The 18011-nt window shown below is 68.3% G+C and carries 12 protein-coding genes; 7 read left to right on the forward strand and 5 right to left on the reverse strand.

What is annotated here, in order from left to right:
* Positions 1–5: 5 nt before the first annotated feature.
* A complete protein-coding gene (locus HUA75_RS43345; RefSeq protein WP_174489779.1) occupies positions 6–1367 on the reverse strand; it encodes a S9 family peptidase in 1362 nt (453 codons plus the stop codon).
* A gap of 107 nt (positions 1368–1474) precedes the next feature.
* Here HUA75_RS43345 and HUA75_RS43350 point away from each other — a divergent pair, with 107 nt between their 5' ends.
* From HUA75_RS43350 to HUA75_RS43370, 5 genes are all read left to right on the forward strand, one after another.
* A complete protein-coding gene (locus HUA75_RS43350; RefSeq protein ID WP_174489780.1) occupies positions 1475–2074 on the forward strand; it encodes a TetR/AcrR family transcriptional regulator in 600 nt (199 codons plus the stop codon).
* A 253-nt stretch (positions 2075–2327) separates the two neighbouring features.
* Positions 2328–5885 (forward strand): PepSY domain-containing protein, encoded by a 3558-nt coding sequence (locus HUA75_RS43355; RefSeq protein ID WP_174489781.1) that lies wholly within the window; start codon positions 2328–2330, stop codon positions 5883–5885.
* A gap of 282 nt (positions 5886–6167) precedes the next feature.
* Positions 6168–7154, forward strand: coding sequence for a methyltransferase (locus HUA75_RS43360; RefSeq protein WP_141642511.1), 987 nt, complete (start codon positions 6168–6170; stop codon positions 7152–7154).
* Between the two features lie 132 nt (positions 7155–7286).
* Positions 7287–8969, forward strand: a complete 1683-nt coding sequence (locus HUA75_RS43365) for a carbohydrate-binding protein (RefSeq protein WP_174489782.1) — start codon at positions 7287–7289, stop codon at positions 8967–8969.
* A gap of 194 nt (positions 8970–9163) precedes the next feature.
* Complete coding sequence (locus HUA75_RS43370; RefSeq protein ID WP_254628071.1) at positions 9164–10813, forward strand: cell wall anchor protein; 1650 nt, start codon at positions 9164–9166, stop codon at positions 10811–10813.
* Between the two features lie 67 nt (positions 10814–10880).
* Here HUA75_RS43370 and HUA75_RS43375 read toward each other — a convergent pair whose 3' ends face one another.
* From HUA75_RS43375 to HUA75_RS43385, 3 genes are all read right to left on the reverse strand, one after another.
* The gene (locus HUA75_RS43375; RefSeq protein ID WP_174489783.1) at positions 10881–12416 is read right to left on the reverse strand and encodes a discoidin domain-containing protein; all 1536 of its coding nucleotides are present in this window, start codon (positions 12414–12416) and stop codon (positions 10881–10883) included.
* A 100-nt stretch (positions 12417–12516) separates the two neighbouring features.
* Positions 12517–14034: a discoidin domain-containing protein gene (locus HUA75_RS43380; RefSeq protein WP_174489784.1), complete on the reverse strand. Its 1518-nt coding sequence runs from the start codon at positions 14032–14034 to the stop codon at positions 12517–12519.
* Between the two features lie 138 nt (positions 14035–14172).
* A complete protein-coding gene (locus tag HUA75_RS43385; RefSeq protein ID WP_174489785.1) occupies positions 14173–14931 on the reverse strand; it encodes an SDR family NAD(P)-dependent oxidoreductase in 759 nt (252 codons plus the stop codon).
* 149 nt (positions 14932–15080) lie between these two features.
* Between HUA75_RS43385 and HUA75_RS43390 the strand changes: the two genes are divergently transcribed.
* Positions 15081–16019: a LysR family transcriptional regulator gene (locus HUA75_RS43390; protein ID WP_174489786.1), complete on the forward strand. Its 939-nt coding sequence runs from the start codon at positions 15081–15083 to the stop codon at positions 16017–16019.
* Positions 16020–16169: 150 nt separating this feature from the next.
* On the opposite strand, the gene HUA75_RS46335 is transcribed toward HUA75_RS43390, so the two are convergent.
* Complete coding sequence (locus HUA75_RS46335; RefSeq protein ID WP_217446546.1) at positions 16170–16814, reverse strand: histone H1-like repetitive region-containing protein; 645 nt, start codon at positions 16812–16814, stop codon at positions 16170–16172.
* A 109-nt stretch (positions 16815–16923) separates the two neighbouring features.
* Between HUA75_RS46335 and HUA75_RS43400 the strand changes: the two genes are divergently transcribed.
* Positions 16924–17970, forward strand: coding sequence for a serine hydrolase domain-containing protein (locus HUA75_RS43400; RefSeq protein ID WP_174489787.1), 1047 nt, complete (start codon positions 16924–16926; stop codon positions 17968–17970).
* The last annotated feature ends 41 nt before the right edge of the window (positions 17971–18011 follow it).

An 18011-nucleotide genomic window follows, 5' to 3' on the forward strand; every position in this document is an offset into this window, starting at 1 on the left:
GACGCTCACACGTTCTCGTCGAGCCAGTCGAACATCCGCTCTTCCGCGAGCGCGGTGGAGGCCGCCTGACAGTGCAGGGGCGCGGCGTCGGCCTGGGTGAAGTTCATCAAGTGCTTGGGTCCGCGAAGCGCGTCGTACAGCTTGCGCGACTGCCCCGGCGACACGTCCTCCGCCTCGCCCTCCATGATGAGCACCGGGCAGCGGATGCGCTCGACGATGGCCTCGTTGGTGAACTCCTCCAACTTGCGGAACAGCTCCGACGGCGTCTTCGCCCCATGCTTCCAGAAGACGTCCTTCAGCCAGTAGCTCGCCGTGGGCCAGCGTGAAGCGAGCCCGAGAATCGCCTCGTCGAACGCCTCCGGGTGCGACTTCAACAACGCCAGCGACCCGGGCAGGAAGCGATTGAAGTGCGCGGCATGCGACTCCCACCAGCTCAGCACTCCGGGGTTCGCGATACACAGGGCCAGCCGAGGCTCGAACGCCGCCGCCCGGGGCGCCAGCGCTCCACCAAACGACAAACCCATCAGGAGGATGCGGCGCGGGTCCACGCCGCTGATGCGCTCGGCCGCGTCCACCACGGGGCTCACCGCCTTCTCCCAGTCCGGCCGGAAGCTCAGGCCCTTCTCGCGCAGCGCGCGCCCTTGCCCCGGCCCATGGAACATCAGCACATGGTAGCCCCGCTTTCGCGCCCCCTCCCAGACCCACTTCGTCTCCTCCGGCCACGCATGCAGCCCCTGGTGCAGCAGCAGGACAGGCGCGCTGGGCTTCGCGTGAGGCGAGCGGACGAAGTACGCCGGAAGGCTCGTGCCCTCGTAGGGAATCTCGAGCGGCTGGATGTCGAAGTCGAGCAACGCGTTGGACTTCTCGAACGTGGCCGCCGAGGTCCGCGTGACTTCGAGCAGCCTCGGGTCCGCCGTGTCCGTGTAGTGCATCGTCGCCGCGCGGTAGTAGTTCGCCGCCCGCGCGTACGCCTGGCCCGCGCTCAGCCGGTGGCCCTTGGACTCCGCGGTGGTGGCGAGCCCATGCACCCGCGTCGCCGTCTGGAGCCACGCCTCGAACCAGCTGCGCTCGTCCCCGGGCCGCATGCGCTTGGCCGTCTCCATCACATCCGCCACGTCCGACTGGCCGTGCGTCGCATGCCCCAGGAACCAGAGCAGCTGATTGTCCATCAGCCCGTCCCCCGACAGGCGCAGGTCGTACCAGGCGTCGCTCCGGGGATTCAGGCCGACGACGTCCGTGGACTCGGGCTCCAGCAGCCGGCGAGAGCCCGTGGTGACGGCGGCCCCACCCACGAACAGCCCCGTCCCCACCAGCACGCCTCGTCGGGAGAGTCCGCCTGCGCTACTGTCGCGACCTGGGTTGTTCATGGGATTCAATCTCCGGAATTAATCAGTTGATTGAATCGATAGATTGAATCGGGCTCCGGCGTCAAGCGCGGGGCTCAATGTCCCGTTGTTTCAAGGGTTTGGCGCACATGGGAACCAAGGAGCAGGACGCCCGGGAGCGCATCCTCCGGGCGACCATCGTCTGCCTGGAGCGGGACGGTCTGGACGCCACGGGCATCCGGGAAATCGCGCGCGAGGCGCAGGTGAACAGCGCGGCCATCAGCTACTACTTCCGCAGCAAGGAGAAGCTGATTGCCCAGGCGCTGGAGGCGACGCTGGAGCAGGCCTTCGGCCACGTGCTGGTGGACTTCGACCGGCTGCGCGCCGAGGGGCTGGGCATCCGCGAGGCCTTCGAGACGCTGCTGGAGGACGTCATCGGCAACGTGGGGCGCTACCCGCGAATCGCGCACGCGCACCTCCACGACGCGCTTGTGCATCAGCGCTACGACGGCGCGGCCATCCGGGAGCTCAACGCGTTCCTGGAGGCGCTGTCGGGCAAGCTCGCGCCGGACACCTCTCACCTGACGGAGGAGCGGCGCCGGCTGGCGCTCACGCAAATCTGGTCCTCGGTGTCGCTGATGTCGATGATGCCGCGCGTGTTCGACCAGCTCATCCTCCTGGACTTCCGCACGCTGGAGACGCGGCGCGCGTGGGTGAAACAGTCCTCGCGTCTGCTCTTCCCGGCCTGAGCGGAGCGCGTCAAACGCGGCGCGGAGCGTCAACTCCAGTGCAATGGATGATTTCGCGCCCACCTAGATACGTCAGACTGGAAGTCCTGGTGACTGTTCAGCCGTGGGCTGTCTAGCTCCGCGTGGCAATTGATGTTCTGGCTGGTCCGACACTTCTCGAAAGTAGCGATTTCCTCGTCACAACGCACGGGCTCGACTGAGCGGGTGCTCCCAGGGGGGAGTGTCTGTCATTCGTGACTCGCGGGAGGACCGCATGCGTCTCGTGTCGAAGTGGCTAGCCTGTCTCGTGCTGTGTAGCAGCGCGTTGGCGTGGGCACTCCAGCCCTCACAACCCAGCTCATTGGCGAGCCAGGCGTTTTTCAAGCCGGAGCTCTACCTGCCGGTCTCCAACATCTCCCTGGAGGACGCCCGCTCGAAGTTGAAGGGCGCGGGGCCGGGCGTCTGGGAGGATTTCTTCGCGCGCAACGGGCGGGACTTCCACGTGTACCTGGACCCGCTGACGGGCTCGCCCACCGCCATCCAGGGCGCCATTCCGCTCATCCCCGGCAAGGGCGTGGGCAACACGGTGAGCCTGTCCACGCTCCAGCAGCAGCTCGGCCGCTCCACGGGGGAGGTGGATGCCGCCGTCGTCGCGGACATCCTCTTCAAGTTCCTCAACGACAACCAGGCCGCGCTGGGCGTGGACCTGTTGCAGTTGGACGAGCCGAAAGTCACGCGAGTCACCGACGTGCTCTGGCACGTGCGGGTGCCGCAGCAGGTGGATGGCATCCCCGTGCGGCACGGCCAGCTGGTGGCCACCATCAACCACGGCAACCTCGTCCTGTTGGGCACCGAGGCGTGGAGCAACGTCACCGCGTCCACGCGGCCCACGCTGAGCCCCGAGCAGGCGCTGACGGCGGGCGGTGAGCGCTTCGGCCTCCTGGAGACGCCGGGCACGCTGTGGCAGGCGCCCTCGCTGGAGATGGCCCCGCTGGCTCGCGCGGACGCGGGCTTTGGCGAGGGCTACCGCCACCAGCTCGTCTGGACGTATGGCTTCCAGAACCCCGGGGAGACGGAGCGCTGGAAGGTGACGGTGGACGCGCACTCCGGCGAGGTGCTCGCCCTGGAGGATGACAACCACTACCTGGATGCGACCATCAAGGGCGGCATCTACCCGCTGAGCAACACGGAAATCTGCCCGTCCAACACGACGTGCGGGACGATGCAGGTCGACTCGCCCATGCCCTGGGCGAACACGGGCCTGGCCGCGCCCAACAACTTCACCGACAGCGCCGGCGTCCTCAACTACAGCTCCGGCAGCGTCACCACGACGCTGGCCGGCAAGTACGTGCGCGTCAGCGACACCTGCGGCTCGCCGAGCACCACCTCGGCCACCGGCAACATCCAACTGGGTGGCACCAACGGCCAGCATGACTGCGCCACGGGTGGCGGCGGCGCGGGCAACACGCCGGCTTCGCGCTCGGCCTTCTACGAGCTGAACCGCATCGCGGAGCTGGGGCGCGGCTGGCTGCCGGGCAACACGTGGCTGCAGGGGCAGCTCACCGCGAACGTCAACATCAACAGCACGTGCAACGCCTTCTGGAACGGCTCCACCGTCAACTTCTACCGCAGCGGCGGAGGCTGCCGGAACACGGGCGAAATCGCCGCCGTGTTCGACCACGAGTGGGGCCACGGCATGGACGACTTCGACTCCGGCGGCGCGCTCTCCAACTCCAGCGAGGCATACGCGGACATCGCGTCCATCTACCGGTTGCAGGCCTCGTGCGTGGGCTACGGCTTCTTCGCCACCACGGACCTGGGCTGCGGCAAGACGCCGGACGGCACGGGCTACAACCAGAACGAGGCGCAGGCGGGCGGGACGTGGTGCAACGCGCGCTGCTCGGGCGTGCGCGACGCGGACTACCTGGCGCACGTCAACCAGACGCCGGCCACGCCGCAGAACTTCGTGTGCTCGCGCTGCTCCTCCGGCACGGGCCCCTGCGGTCGGCAGGTGCACTGCGCCGCCGCGCCGGTGCGTCAGGCCGCGTGGGACCTGGTCGCTCGCGATTTGCAGGCCGCGCCGTTCAACTACGACTCCAACACCGCCTTCATCATCGGCAACAAGATTTTCTACCAGGGCAGCGGCAACGTGGGCTCGTGGCACGCCTGCAACTGCTCGGCGGGCACGTCCGACGGCTGCGGCGCGAGCCATGGCTACATGCAGTGGCTGGCGGCGGATGACGACAACGGCAACCTGAACGACGGCACGCCGCACATGACGGCCATTCACGCGGCCTTCAACCGTCACGGCATCGCCTGCTCCACGCCCGCCCCCACCAACGGCGGCTGCGCGACGGGCCCGAAGACGGCGCCCACCGCGACGGCGAGCCCCAGCGACGGCCAGGTGGCGCTGAGCTGGAACTCGGTGCCCAGCGCGAGCGAGTACTGGGTGATGAAGACGGACGGCTACGCCGGCTGTGACTTCGGCAAGGTGCGCGTCGCCACCGTCTCCGGCACCACGTACACGGATGCCGAGGTCGCCAACGGGCGGCAGTACTGCTACTCCGTCGTCCCCGCCAGCTCCACCGCCTGCTACGGCCCCGCCGCCGCGTGTGTCTGCGCGACGGCCGGAGGCCCCTGCACGCCGCCGGGCACCGCCACGCTCTCCACGCCGGCGGATGGCGCGGCGAACGTCGCGCTGGCCCCCGTGCTCGACTGGGCGGACGTGTCGGGCGCCACCACGTACGAGGTGCAGGTGGCCACGGACGCTGGGTTCGGCACCGTGGTGCGCTCCGCCACCGCGCTCACCAGCAGCACGTGGACGGTGACCCCCGCGCTGACGGCCAACACGCAGTACTTCTGGCGCGTTCGCGCGGTGAGCGGCTGCGGCACCAGCGCGTACAGCACGGCCTTCCGCTTCACCACCGCGGACACCACGTGTCAGCCGGCTGCGGCGCCCACGCTGTCCACCCCGGCCAACGGGGCGGCCAACGTCGCGCTGGCCCCGGCGCTCGACTGGAGCGATGTCACGGGCGCCACCGCGTACGAGGTGCAGGTGGCGTCTGACGCCGGCTTCTCCAACGTGGTGCGTTCCGCCACGGCGCTCACCAGCAGCACCTGGAGCGTCACGCCCGCGCTCACCGCCAACACGCAGTACTTCTGGCGGGCCCGCGCGGTGGATGCCTGCGGCGCTGGCAACTACAGCACCGGCTTCAGCTTCACCACCCAGGCGGGTGGTGGCACCTGCACGTCTCCGGCGTTGGCCACGTATGACGCCTCGCTCGGCACGCCCGCATGCGGGACGGGCTGCGGGTGTGACACCGGCACGCTCGTCAACAGCCGGGGCAGCCAGTTCCTGGCGGCCGAGCCCAACACGCCCAACACGCTCGATGGTTGCCCGGACGGCCCCTTCGGCTTCTACCACTTCGACGAGAGCATCGACCGCGTCGTGCTCAAGAGCGTGGACGGTGGACCCATCACCCCGGGCAAGCAGGTCAAGGTGGACGTGACGGTGTGGTGCTACGACGCCACGGACCGGCTGAACCTCTACACCGCCCCGGTGTCGGGCTTCCCCCTGTGGACGCAACTCGTCGCCGGCCTGACGTGCACGGGCAGCGGCGCGCGGACGTTCAGCCACACCTTCACGGTGGGCAGCACCGTGGGCCAGCACGCCCTCCGGGCGCAATTCGTGGAGGCCTCCAGCCCGGCGTCGAGCTGCACCTTCGGCCTCTACGATGACAATGACGACGTCGTCTTCGGCGTGGCGGCGGCCGTCGCATCCGGCCCGACCAGCCCCAAGGCCACCCAGGGACGCACGCGCGCCACGCGCTAATCCCTCCCGTCCAAGGCCGCCAGCCCTGACGCCCCGCGCGCCAGGGCTGGCGGTGTTGTCATTCCCCACCCAGCCCTCCAGGGTCATGCCCTCCAGGGCGAGATTTCCACCGCCCTTCGTCGCGCCGCGGCCAGGTGCGTCACGTCAGGCTTTGGACTGTATGGCTACAGCAGCTGTGTTCAATTGAAGGCAAGGCGGTATGCGGGGGTGTCTGCTTCGTTCCAGGGTCCAGCTAGAATTTCACTTTGCAGGCAATTCAAGCCCTGCTGACCAGGAGCGCGCATGCAACAGCTTCCAGCCCCGGCGTTCATCTTCAATCTCAGCACTGGATATTTCGCCCCACGGTGTCTGCATCTCGTCGCGCAGCTGGGAGTCGCGGATGTTCTGGGCAATACACCGATGACCAGCGAGGAGCTGGCGCGGGCGACGGGGGCGCACGCCGACTCGCTCCACCGGATGATGCGGCTGTTGGCGGCGCACGGGGTGTTCGAGCGGCGCGGGGGCGGCTGGGTCCACACCGAGTACTCCGAGCACCTGAAGGCCAGTCACGCCCACTCGCTGAAGTCCCTGGTGCTGATGTTCGGAGACGACATCAACTGGCGCTCGGCCGGAGCGTTGGGCGTGTCCTCGCGGACGGGCCAGACGGCCTGTGAGGCCGTGACGCCGGGCGGGCTCTGGCCCTACCTGCGAGCCCACCCGGAGGACGCCCGTGTCTTCGACGCGGCGATGACGGGCAAGTCGCACATGGCCATCGCGGCGGTGCTCCAGGCGATGGAGTTCCACCGCTATGAGCACATCGCGGACATCGCTGGCGGCCGGGGCCACATCCTGGCGGCGGTGCTCGACGCCACGCCTCGCTCCCAGGGCACGCTGTTCGACCTGCCGGACGTGGTGCAGAACTCCCAGCCGCACCCCCGCATGAAGACGCAGGCGGGAGACTTCTTCGTGGGGCCGCTGCCCCGCGCCGACGCCTACATCCTGAGCAACATCATCCACGACTGGGCGGACCCGCAGGCCATCTCCATCCTTCGCCAGATTCGCCAGGTGGCTCCGCCCCACGCGGAAGTGCTGGTGATGGAGATGATGTTGCCCGAGGGCCCGGAGCTGCACCCGGCCATGGTGATGGACCTGGTCATGCTGTCGCTGGCCGGAGGGCGCGAGCGCACGCAGGTCCAATACGATGCCCTGTTCGCCGAGGGGGGCTTCAAGCTGGACCGCATCATCCCCACCCACAGCCCCTACTCCATCCTGGTGGGCAAGGTGGCCTGAACCTAAACCCGCTATTTCGTTGAAGATGTTACTGGGTGACAAGAGTGGGGCGGGAGGTCCGCGTGCGGGGTGCGCGGACCGCTCGCGGAATCGGGCTAGGCTTGGCGGCTCCTTCCCCTCGGGAGCCGCACCATGATTCGGAGCCTCTGCGTCCTGTGTCTGATGGTCTGCCTCACCTCGGCGTGCTCGGGCGACTCACCCGGGGATGAGGGGCCCGACCTCCAGGCGGACGCGGGACCGACGGATGGTGGCTCCACGCAGGGGGATGGTGGCGTCGCCGGTGCGTGCGAGCCCTTGGGCCGCTTCGGTGCGCCCGGCACCACGCTCACGCTGCCCGGGCCTTCCGCGAACGGAGAGATGTACATCCCGGATGTGCAGGCCCGCTTCCCGTCCACGAACTGGAGCACGCTGGACCGGCTCTACATCCCCGCGGGGAACTACACGCTCATCAACCTGGGCAACCTGCCTCACCGTCAGGCGAGCCGCCCGCTGGTCATCACCAACACGGGGGGCCAGGTGGTCATCCGCCCCAATCCGGGGTCCTCGCAGGGCTACATCTGGGCCATGAGTGGCGGCTCGAACTGGGTGCTCACCGGCCGCTATGACGCGGACTCGGGCACGGGCCACGCGGACTTTCCGGGGCACCGCTGCGGCGCATATGCGACGTCGCGGGAGCGCTACGGCATCCTCAGCGACGACCTCTTCCTGGGCGACGGCCACATGGGGCTGGGCATCGGTGGGGCGCACAGCTTCGAGCTGGAGTATCTGGAAATCACCCGCGCGGGCTTCGCGGGCCTGCGCATCCTCCGCGAGAAGAACAGCGACGGCACGGTGTCGCCGCTCAACGACATCAAACTGCACGACCTCTACATCCACGACACCGCCAGCGAGGCCATCTACTTCGGCTCCACGCAGGGCGCGCCCACGCCGCTGGGCTCCAACCTGAAGGTCTACAACAACCGGCTGGTGCGCACCGGGACGGAGTCCCTCCAGATTCAGAACCTGGGCGACGGCACGGAGGTCCACCACAACGTGTTCGCCTACGGCGCCATCGACTGGCGCGCGGCCTTCGCGAACTACCAGGACAACAACTCCCAGGCCCAGGTGCGCGGCGGCACCATCCGCTTCCACCACAACGTCTTCGTGGGCGGCGCCGGCGCGCTGCTCAACTTCTTCGCGCAGCCGGAGACCGGAGACGTGCCGCTCAACGTCGAGTTCACCGACAACTACTTCGCGGACACGCTGTCGCTGGGCATCTGGTTCGGCGGCACGGTCGGCGCGGGGGCCCGGTTCAACTGGGAGCGCAATGCCTTCCGGGGACTCGACTTCGGCTACCAGGGCGTCTACCCGACCGCCACGGACCCGGGCGTCGTGCTCAGCAAGGCGGGGACGATTACCGCCCCCATCACCCTGAAGGAGAACCGCTGGGAGGGCAGCCGCCGGTTCATCTCCGGCCTGACGGGTGGCAGCGGGACGGTGGGCTCGGTGACGGCCACCGGCAACGTGAATGGGGCCGTCGCCGCGCTGACGTTCGTCGACACGGGCCTTCCGGCTGGCACCACGACGCGCCAGTTGGAGCGCTGGACGGACAAGGCCACCCTTGCGCCCGGCTCACCCGAGATGACGTACGCGGCGGGCGCGCTGGTGATGCATGACGGGCAGCTGTACCGGGCGCGTGTCCAGAACACCAACAAGCCCCCGCCGGCCAACTCCGCGCAGTGGGAGCACCTGCCCGTGCCCGTGGATGACCTGCGCACCGCGCCCGGCACTGAGTGGGCCCAGCGCGGCGTGGGCCTCCTGGACGTCGCGCCGTAGGGTGAAACGAACCATCCGGGCGGAATCAGATACCTCCGCTCGGATGGTTGCCGTGGAAGTTTTCAGCAATGGCTGACATGTGCTGTTGAGACTTCTGTTTTTCTCAACGTGTCTCTCCCATCTTTTCCCATTTCCTGAGATAGCGGGGCTCGATAGCGAGGCGGCATCGCCGAGCTGCTCTTCGGGAGATTGGAATGACATTGAAGGTCTTCAATCAGGGTGTTTCACGTTGGGTTGTATCAGTCTCATTGCTGGCGTTGGGCGCCTGCGGGCCGCTGGAGTCCGAGTCCGCGCCGAGCAGCTCGGAGGAGGCTCCGGCGTCGGTGGGGGCCGCGCGGCAGGAGGTGTCCTCGGTGAGCCATCGGGCGAGCACGACGGCCTGGGGCAAGACTGTCACCTCGCTGACGCTCACCAAGCCGGCGGGAACCGTCGCGGGTGACGTGCTGCTGGTGCGCCTCAGCAACCGCAACAACGTGGCGGCGGTGGCGACGGCGCCCGCGGGCTGGACATTCCTTCGCTCGGACCAGAGCGCGTCGCAGATAAAGGCGTGGGTCTTCTACAAGGTGGCCGGGGCTTCGGAGCCGGCGAGCTACGCGTTCACCTTCGACGCCGCCTACTACGTGGCCGGCAGCATCTCCGCGTTCTCCGGCGCGAACCCCACCAACCCCATCGACGCGCAGAGCGGCCAGAAGAACGGCAACCTGGCGACCATGGACAGCCCGGCCATCACCACGACCTCGGCGAACGGGCTGGCGGTGTGGTTCGGCTCGCAGCTGTGGGCGGGCGCCACGTGCCCCGTTGACCCGCTGACGCCTCCCACGGGGTTCACCGAGGCCTTCGAGGCGTGCCTGCAGTCCTCGGACCGGGGCATCCTCTTCGACATGGCGTGGAAGGAGCTGGGGGCGGCGGGCGTGCAGCCCGCGTTCAACGGCGTGTCGACGCTGCCCAACACCAACATCGCGCAGGTCGTCGCGCTCCGAGCCGCGGACGCGCCCACGTGCACCGTGGGTGACACCTTCGCCACGACGTGGACGCTGATGGGCAACGTGTCCGCGCCGCTCATCGTCGAGCCGTCGGGCCTGGCCGCCAGCCGTGTCACCCCGGGCGCCATCTACGTCCACAACGAGGACGTCAACGACATCGTCGCCATCAGCACCACCACCGCGGCCACGCTGGGCTCCTTCAAGGTGGCGGGCGTGACGCCGCAGGACTGGGAAGACGTGGCCACCGGGCCGTGCCCCACGGGCTTCTGCATCTACATGGGAGACATTGGCCGCTCGAGCGCGAGCCTGCCCATCCCTCCGAACACGTTCTACGTCTACCGCATCCCCGAGCCGAACATCGGCGCGGGCCAGACGAGCGGGGATTTGACGGCGCAGCAGTTCCCCTTCGTGTACCCGGATGGCGGCAAGGACGCCGAGGCCATCATGGTCCACCCCGTCACCGCGGACATCTACATCATCACCAAGTCCGGCTCGGGGTTGAGCAAGGTGTACAAGATGCCCAATCCGTTGCCGGCGCCGGGCGTGCAGTCCACGCTCATCTTCGTGTCCAACCTCCAGCTGCCCGTGGTTCCGGACCAGCCGAACTGGTCCTACACCACGTCCGCGGCCATCCACCCGTGCTCCAACCGCTTCATCCTGCGCACGTACAAGACCGTGTATGAGTTCCGCGCGGCGCCGGGAGCGGCCTTCGAGACGGCCTTCGCGGCGGCGCCCGTCACCCTCACGGACACAGTGGAAGGGCAGGGCGAGGCCATCGAGTACGACCCGAGCGGCGCGAGCTATTACACGATGAGCGAGAGCCCCTCGCCCTTCAAGCTCAAGCGCGTCCTGCGTCAGTAGCGCGTTGAACCCAGGTGTCCCCGGAGCGTGCTTCGTCCGGGGACACTCGGGGCGGCAGTCGACGAGGTCAGGGGGCCTTGCGCACCTGGCTCACGAGCCAGTTCTGCGCGTCGGAGCGGCTCCAGAAGATGTCCCAGCCACTGTGTCCACCCGTCGGATTCACGGTGACCTGGAACTCTCCCGTGTAGCCCGGGCAGGCGCGGACGCGCGGCTGGACGCCATCCCAGGGATTGGTCCAGTTCCACGCGCCGAACGTGCCGTCGTCCTCGTTGCCCGCGGCCCAGATGGGGAAGGCCTCCATCAAGCAGATGGGCGACGTGAACGGCGGGAAGTACGCCTGAGGCATGGCGCCGGCATACGTGCTCCGGTACGTGGCAATCTGGTCATTCACGCCCGCGGCGCCGGACGACAGGCCCGTCATCGTCACGCGCTCCGGGTCGGCGCCGTAGAGGGTGATGGCCTCCAGCACCAGTGCGTGGACGCCGGGGGCGTGCCACCAGGTGTCGATGGCCTCTTTGATCTTCGGTCCGTTGGGCGCGACGACGATGCCTGGGAAGGTGTCGACCAACGCCTTGCCCGGGATGAGCTGTCGGATGAAGCCCTCCGGGTTGCTCCCCACCTGCGTGTGGTTCTCGTCCAACGTGGTGCCGCCCCGGCCGTGCAGGGAGAGCACGAGCGGGTACTTCTTGCCGGGCACGGTGCCGTAGTCCTTGGGCAGGAAGACGGCCGAGTCGTAGCTGTTGCCCCGAGACCAGAGGTGGAGCTTGCCCGCGCGAGGGTCCGCGGAGGGGGTCGCCGGCTGCACCGTGACGCTCACCGTGTCCGAGCCCGTGGCTCCGCCGTTGTCCGTGGCGGTGAGCCTGAACACATAGACGCCTTGCGAGAGGCCACTGGCGCTCGGGGACTGCGCGGTGGGTGATGACAGCGTGGCCGTCGTCGGGCCGGAGACCTGCGTCCAGGCGTAACCGGTGACGGTTCCGTCCGAGTCGCTGGCCGAGCCCTGGAGCTGCGCGGTGCTGACGGGCAGGGTGATGGAGACGTCATTGCCCGCGAAGGCGGACGGAGGCTGGTTGCCCTGCAGGGCGCCGAAGACCAGGAACTCGCGCACGCGGCAGTAGTTGTCGTCAGCGCCCAGCTTGCACTGCACTCGCAGATAGCGCGCGTCCAGGGGCTGCGTGAAGGTGAAGGTCCGGCCAGGCAGGGTGTTGCCGGTGATGGCGCCTCCTGGCACCAGCTGGTAGTCGGCGGTGTTGCTCGCCCGGTAGAGGATGTCGAAGTCCACCATCCGGCCAAACGTGTCGTCCTTGCCGAAGTAGAGGGTGAGGCTGTCCACGCGGTGCAGCGCCTGGAGGTCTACCTCCAGCCACTCCGGATTCGAGGGCAGCGGATTGACGCCCGAGCACCAGCGGTCATCCGGGCTGTTGAAGACGCCGTTGAACGCCTTGGCGTGCCCGAAGGTGTCGGGATAACCGATGGGATGCACGGACGACGCGGAGGACGGCTTTCCGAGCGCCACGTTGGTGGACTGCGCGAGGGCGTCGGGGGCCAGGGGAAGCAAGAGGACACACAGCGCTGTGGCGAGACTCCGGGGGTGCCAGGGCATGCGGACGCCTTTCGGGGGTGGGGAGACAGATGTGATGCGAGGGCAGAAGCAGGCGTGATGCCGGAAGGCACCTCCACCCGCTTCCGCCCCGTCGTGAAGCTCAGGGCGTCTGGCGCACCTGGCTCACGAGCCAGTTCTGCGCGTCGGGGCGGCTCCAGAATTCATCCCAGCCGCTGTGCGTGGTCCCCGGCATCACGGTGACCTGGAACTCGCCGGTGTAGCCGGGGCACTGCCGGACCTGGGTCAGCAGGCCGTCGGTGGGGTTGGTCCACTTCCAGGCGTTGAACGTCCCGTCGCCGTCGTTGCCCGCCGCCCAGAGGGGGAAGTCCTCGAGGATGCAGACCGGGTTGGCCAGGGGCGTGGTGAAGGCCAACGGCATGCCGCCGGCGTAGGTGCTCCGGTACGAGAGCATCTGGTCATTCACGCCCTGGCCGCCGTAGGAGAGCCCCGTCATCGTCACGCGGTCCGGGTCGATGTTGTAGAGGCTGATGGCCTGCAGCACCAGGTCGTGGGTGAGGACCGGGATCCAGTTGGTGTTATGGGGCGCCCCGATATTCGGCGCATGGGGAGCGATGACGACGGCGGGGTAGGTGTTGACGATGGGCTTGCCGGGGATGAGCTGCCGGATGAAGCCCTCCGGATTGCCGAGCACCTGGGTGTGGTTCGCGGTGAGCGTGGTGCCGCCCCGGCCGTGCAGCGAGAGGACCAGGGGATACTTCTTCGCTGGAAGCGCGCCGTACTCGATGGGGAGGAAGACGGCGGTGTCGTAGCTGCCGCCGCGAGACCAGACGTGAAGCTTGCCCGCGCGCGGGTCCACCGGCGCGGTGCTCGGATGCACCGTGACGCTCACGGTGTCGGATGAGGTGGAGCCGCCGTTGTCGGTGGCGGTGAAGCGGAAGAGGTACGTCCCGCTCGTCAGCCCGCTGGCGCTCACAGTCGACGTCGTTGCTCCCGTCAGCGTGGCCGGCGTGGGGCCGAAGACCTGCTGCCAGAGGTAACTGGCGATGGTGCCATCGCCATCAGTGGCCGTTCCCGGGAGTTGCACCGTGCTGACTGGCAGGACGACGGCCGTGTCGTGGCCCGCGAAGACGGTGGGCGGCTGGTTGGCGAGGCGGACACCCAGCACCTCCAGCTCCCGCACCCGGCACAGGCCGTCGCCTGACGCGCGCTTGCACAGGAGGCGCACGTAGCGCGTCTCCACGGGCTGGGCGAGTTGGAACGTCCAGGTGGGCAGCGTGTTGTTGGTGACGGAGGCGCCGGCAATGGGCTGAAAGCTGTCCGTGGCGGCGAACCGATGCTGGACGTCGAAGTCGAGCATCTGCAGTCCCACCGTGGTGTCTCGGCCGGAGTGCAGTCTGAGCCCGTCGATGCGATGCACCGCTTGGAGGTCCACCTCCAGCCACTCCGGGGTCGACGCCGCGGGCGGCGTGGCGGAGGCCCACCGGTCCTCGGTGTTGAGGATGCCATTGAACGCCTTGGCATGCCCATACAGCAAGGGGGCGCCGTTGGCGTGCACCGAGGACGCCGAAGAGGCCTTTCCTTGCGCGACATTCGCCGACTGCGCCCATGCGGGCAGGGACAGGACCGCGGCGAGGAGACGTCGGGGTTTCCAGGTCATGGGAGGCCTTTCGGGAAAGGACTCACATGATTGGGTTGGTTGAACGCGGTGTTAAGGGGAATCTCCAATGCCTTGTTTTTGCAAGAGATTGATGTGCCACTTTGTTGCAAATGTACCCACGGGGCATAAGCCTGGAGCTCAGGCGTTGAAGCCGCCGTCCACGTCGAGGGTAGCGCCGGTGACGAAAGAGGCCTGCGGGCTGGCGAGGAATGCGACGGCGGCGGCGATCTCCTCGGGCTGGCCGTAGCGTCCGAGCGCGGTGCCGGCGCGCTGCACCAGGGCGCTGGCGCCGGTGGCGGGGTTCATGTCGGTGTCGATGGGGCCGGGCTGGATGAGATTGACGGTGATGCCTCGGGGGCCCAGGTCGCGAGCCCAGCCTCGGGTGTACGCGGCGATGGCGGCCTTGGTGGCGGCGTAGTCTCCGAGCCCCGCGAAGGGCGTGTGGCTGGCGATGCCAGAGCCGATGGAGATGATGCGCCCGCCTTCGCGCAGCAGGGGCACGGCGGAGCGGACGGCGGCGACGACCCCGTGGACGTTGACGGAGAACTGGTGCTCGAGCGCCTCGAGGTCGCTGGCGGGGTCTCCGACGACGGCGGTGTGGAAGATGCCCGCGTTGTTGACGAGCACGTCGAGGCGGCCGAAGCGCCGCGCGACCTCGTTGACCAGGGCCTCCACCTGCTGGGGTGAGGCCTGGTCAGCCTTCAACGCGGCGGCGCGGACTCCGCGTGTCTTCAGCTCCTCGACGAGCGCCTGGGCCTTCGTCTCGGAGGAGGCGTAGCTGATGGCGACGTCCGCGCCTTCATCCGCCAGGGCCCGGGCGATGGCCGCGCCCAGGCCGCGCGAGCCACCGGTGATGAGGGCCACCCTGCCTTCGAGGTTCTTGCGTGTCTTCGTCATGGCGTGTCTCCGGTGTGGGGTTTCGATGAGGCAAGGGTAGGGACCTCGCCTCGCGGGAGAAACGCCGGGCCTGGGACAGGACTGTTTCCATTCGAGTAATAATCGCCGGAGCCCGGGACTTCCCTTCGGGCCGCTTCGAGGACGACTCCATGGATCAGCTCACCGCGATGCGGGTGTTCGCCCGCGTGGTCGAAGCCGGCACCTTCACCCGGGCCGCGGACACGCTGAAGATGCCCAAGCCCTCGGTGACGAAGCTGGTCCAGGGGCTGGAGGAGCACCTTCAAGTCAAGCTGCTCCAGCGCACCACCCGACGCGTGACGGTGACGCCCGAGGGCGCGGCGTACTACGAGCGCACGGCGAGGCTCCTGGCGGACCTGGAGGACATCGAAGCGGACGTGTCGAACGCTCGGACGCGTCCTCGGGGACGGCTGCGGGTGGACGCGGGGTCCTCGGTGTCCAACTTCCTGCTCATCCCAGCGCTGCCGGCGTTCCGGGCGAAGTATCCGGACATCCAGTTGGAGCTGGGGGTGAGTGACCGCTCGGTGGACCTGGTGGGCGACGGCGTGGACTGCGTGATTCGCGGAGGTGTACTGCCGGACCAGTCGCTGGTGGCGCGGCGCATCGGAGAGTTGGAGTTCCTGTCGTGCGCTACTCCCGAGTACCTGAAGCGCAAGGGCAAGCCCATGCATCCCTCGGACCTCCAGGAGGGCCACGACATCGTGAGCTACTTCTCCACGAGGACGGGACGGCTCGTGCCGTTGTCCTTCATCCCACGGGAAGGAGAGCGCATCGATGTGATGGGGCGCTCCAGCGTGGCCGTCAACGAGAGCACCGCGCACTTGTCGGCGGTACTGGCGGGGCTGGGCGTGACGCAGCTTCCCGCCTTCGTGGCCCGGCCTCATCTGGACAGCGGGGCACTGGTTCAAATCCTGGATGAGTGGCAGGGGCCGCCGTTCCCTCTCTTCATCGTCTATCCGCAGAACCGGCACGTGAGCGCCAAGCTCCGCGCGTTCGTGGACTGGGCGGTGGAGCTGTTCGCTCCGTTCAGGCCTCGGCGTGAGGTCACGGAGCTCGCGGCCCGGCGGTGAAGAAGGACCGGTGCGGCGCCCTTTATCAACGAGAGGCAGAGCGCTTCGTCGAGGCGTAGGGCGCTCTGTCCTGTCGCTATCAGCTCAAGGCGATTCCTGGAGGGCGTCGTGCTGGACCTCAGGCGTCAGCGCCGGGCTGGACGTCAGGCGTCAGCGCCTGGCTGGCGTCTTCCGCGTTGAGGACTTCTTCGCCGCTGGCTTTCGCGCGGAAGGCTTCTTCGCCGCTGGCTTTCGCGCGGAAGGCTTCTTCGCCGCTGGCTTTCGCGCGGAAGGCTTCTTCGCCGCGCTCTTCTTCGCCACCGTCTTCCTCGTGGAGGTCTTCTTCGCCGCGCTCTTCTTCGCCACCGTCTTCCGCGTGGAGGTCTTCTTCGCGGAGGCGGACTTCGCCGCGACCTTCGTCGTGGTCGCCGTGGCTTCGCCGGTCAGGGCCTTCATCCATCGCTGGATGTAGTCAGCGCGAGTCGTCGCGTCGGGAAGTCCTTCCGCATGCAGGGCGACGGTGTGGCCGCGCGCCGCCGGGAGGACGCGGAGCTGCGCGGTCCTCGGGCGCGGCCAGTCGATGCGATTCAGTCGGATGCGGAGCAGGGTTGGAGGCCTCGCCCGAATCACGACGACGTCCGTCCCGTCCTTGAGGGTGGTCAGGTCGCCCTCCTTGAACGAGGCCCGTGCGGGTGAGAGCCATCGCCCCAGGCCTTTCGCCTCCGCCCAGTTCCGCCACGCCTCTTCGGCCGTCATGTCGAAGGTGTGTCGGGCTCCGGCCCCATACGTCCCATCCGCTGCAAGTCCGGTCGGCATTTGCTTCCTCCTGGGGTGCTGACCATGGAGAGGGCAGCGCGTCCAGGCAACCACGAACTGGCGACACGTCTCCGCACAGCCCGCGTCCGCCATGGTGTAGACAATCTCCGTGAGCTCCCCTCCGTCCCTCGCCACGCTGCTTCAGGATGAGACCCGTCGCTACGTGCGGAGCTATCGCTCGGCTTCGCTGTGCGCGGGCCTGACCTCACGCGGCGAGCACCACGTCCAGGCCTCCCGAGGGAAGGGCACCCCGCCTCCCGACAACGCCTTGTTCTCCCTGGGCGGACTCACCCAGGTCTTCACCGGCGCCCTGCTGGGCCTCCTGATGGAGCAGGGCAAGGCACGACTCGACATGCCGCTCGCCGAGGTGATTCCCCGCTCGCTTCTCCCCGATGCGGACGCGGGCCGAATCACCCTGGAGCAGCTCGCCACGCACACCACTGGCATGCCCCACCTGCCGCCCAATCTCGACGCGGCACCTCGCAGTCCCGAAGACCCGTTCGGCCACTATTCCGCGAACCTCTTCGGTGACTTCCTCCGGACCTACCACCCCCAACTTCCCCCTCCGCGCCCCGTCTCCGAGTCCCTGCTCGGCATGGGCGTCCTGGGCCACGCGCTCTCCCGACGCGCGGGACTCAACTACGGGCACGCGCTGCGCGACCTGCTCTTCACTCCCCTGAAGCTCAGCGACACCTCGGCACGGGTGACGGACGAACTGGCGCCTCGCCTGCTCCCCGGCCACACCGCGCGCGGCCGGCCCGTGCCCGCCTGGACCTTCCCAGCACTGCCGGGTGCGGGTGCGCTCCACTCCACCGTGCCGGACCTGCTGCGCTTCCTCGACGCGAGCCTCGGCCGCGCCGACGAGTCCCTCTCACGCCCCCTGAAGATGTCTCTGCTTCCGCGCACCGAAGGCGGCGCCGTGCGCATGGGGCTCGGCTGGTCCATCTCCCAGCTTCGTGGCCACACCGTGGCGTGGTGCTCGTCGGTGATGGGCGGGTATGTCGGCTTCATCGGCCTGGCGCCCTCCGTGGACGCGGGCGTCGTCCTGCTCTCGAACCACGGCTGGTCCCTGCTCGCCGCGCTCCGAGGTCGCGTCCCCCTGGAGGCCCCTGGCTTCGCGCTCCTCTCCCGACTCCTCGCGGAGACGACAACTTAGCATTTCAAGAAAATCGGCTTTATTGGCTTGAGCAGATAAAA

This window comes from Myxococcus sp. CA040A (genome assembly GCF_013336725.1).
In the GTDB taxonomy this organism is placed as follows: domain Bacteria; phylum Myxococcota; class Myxococcia; order Myxococcales; family Myxococcaceae; genus Myxococcus; species Myxococcus llanfairpwllgwyngyllgogerychwyrndrobwllllantysiliogogogochensis.

What these genes read in the sequence shown, in the direction of transcription:
- HUA75_RS43345 (WP_174489779.1), bottom strand. Translation starts at nt 1,367, where the DNA reads ATGAACAACCCAGGTCGCGACAGTAGCGCAGGCGGACTCTCCCGACGA.
- HUA75_RS43350 (WP_174489780.1), top strand. Translation starts at nt 1,475, where the DNA reads ATGGGAACCAAGGAGCAGGACGCCCGGGAGCGCATCCTCCGGGCGACC.
- HUA75_RS43355 (WP_174489781.1), top strand. Translation starts at nt 2,328, where the DNA reads ATGCGTCTCGTGTCGAAGTGGCTAGCCTGTCTCGTGCTGTGTAGCAGC.
- HUA75_RS43360 (WP_141642511.1), top strand. Translation starts at nt 6,168, where the DNA reads ATGCAACAGCTTCCAGCCCCGGCGTTCATCTTCAATCTCAGCACTGGA.
- HUA75_RS43365 (WP_174489782.1), top strand. Translation starts at nt 7,287, where the DNA reads ATGATTCGGAGCCTCTGCGTCCTGTGTCTGATGGTCTGCCTCACCTCG.
- HUA75_RS43370 (WP_254628071.1), top strand. Translation starts at nt 9,164, where the DNA reads ATGACATTGAAGGTCTTCAATCAGGGTGTTTCACGTTGGGTTGTATCA.
- HUA75_RS43375 (WP_174489783.1), bottom strand. Translation starts at nt 12,416, where the DNA reads ATGCCCTGGCACCCCCGGAGTCTCGCCACAGCGCTGTGTGTCCTCTTG.
- HUA75_RS43380 (WP_174489784.1), bottom strand. Translation starts at nt 14,034, where the DNA reads ATGACCTGGAAACCCCGACGTCTCCTCGCCGCGGTCCTGTCCCTGCCC.
- HUA75_RS43385 (WP_174489785.1), bottom strand. Translation starts at nt 14,931, where the DNA reads ATGACGAAGACACGCAAGAACCTCGAAGGCAGGGTGGCCCTCATCACC.
- HUA75_RS43390 (WP_174489786.1), top strand. Translation starts at nt 15,081, where the DNA reads ATGGATCAGCTCACCGCGATGCGGGTGTTCGCCCGCGTGGTCGAAGCC.
- HUA75_RS46335 (WP_217446546.1), bottom strand. Translation starts at nt 16,814, where the DNA reads ATGCCGACCGGACTTGCAGCGGATGGGACGTATGGGGCCGGAGCCCGA.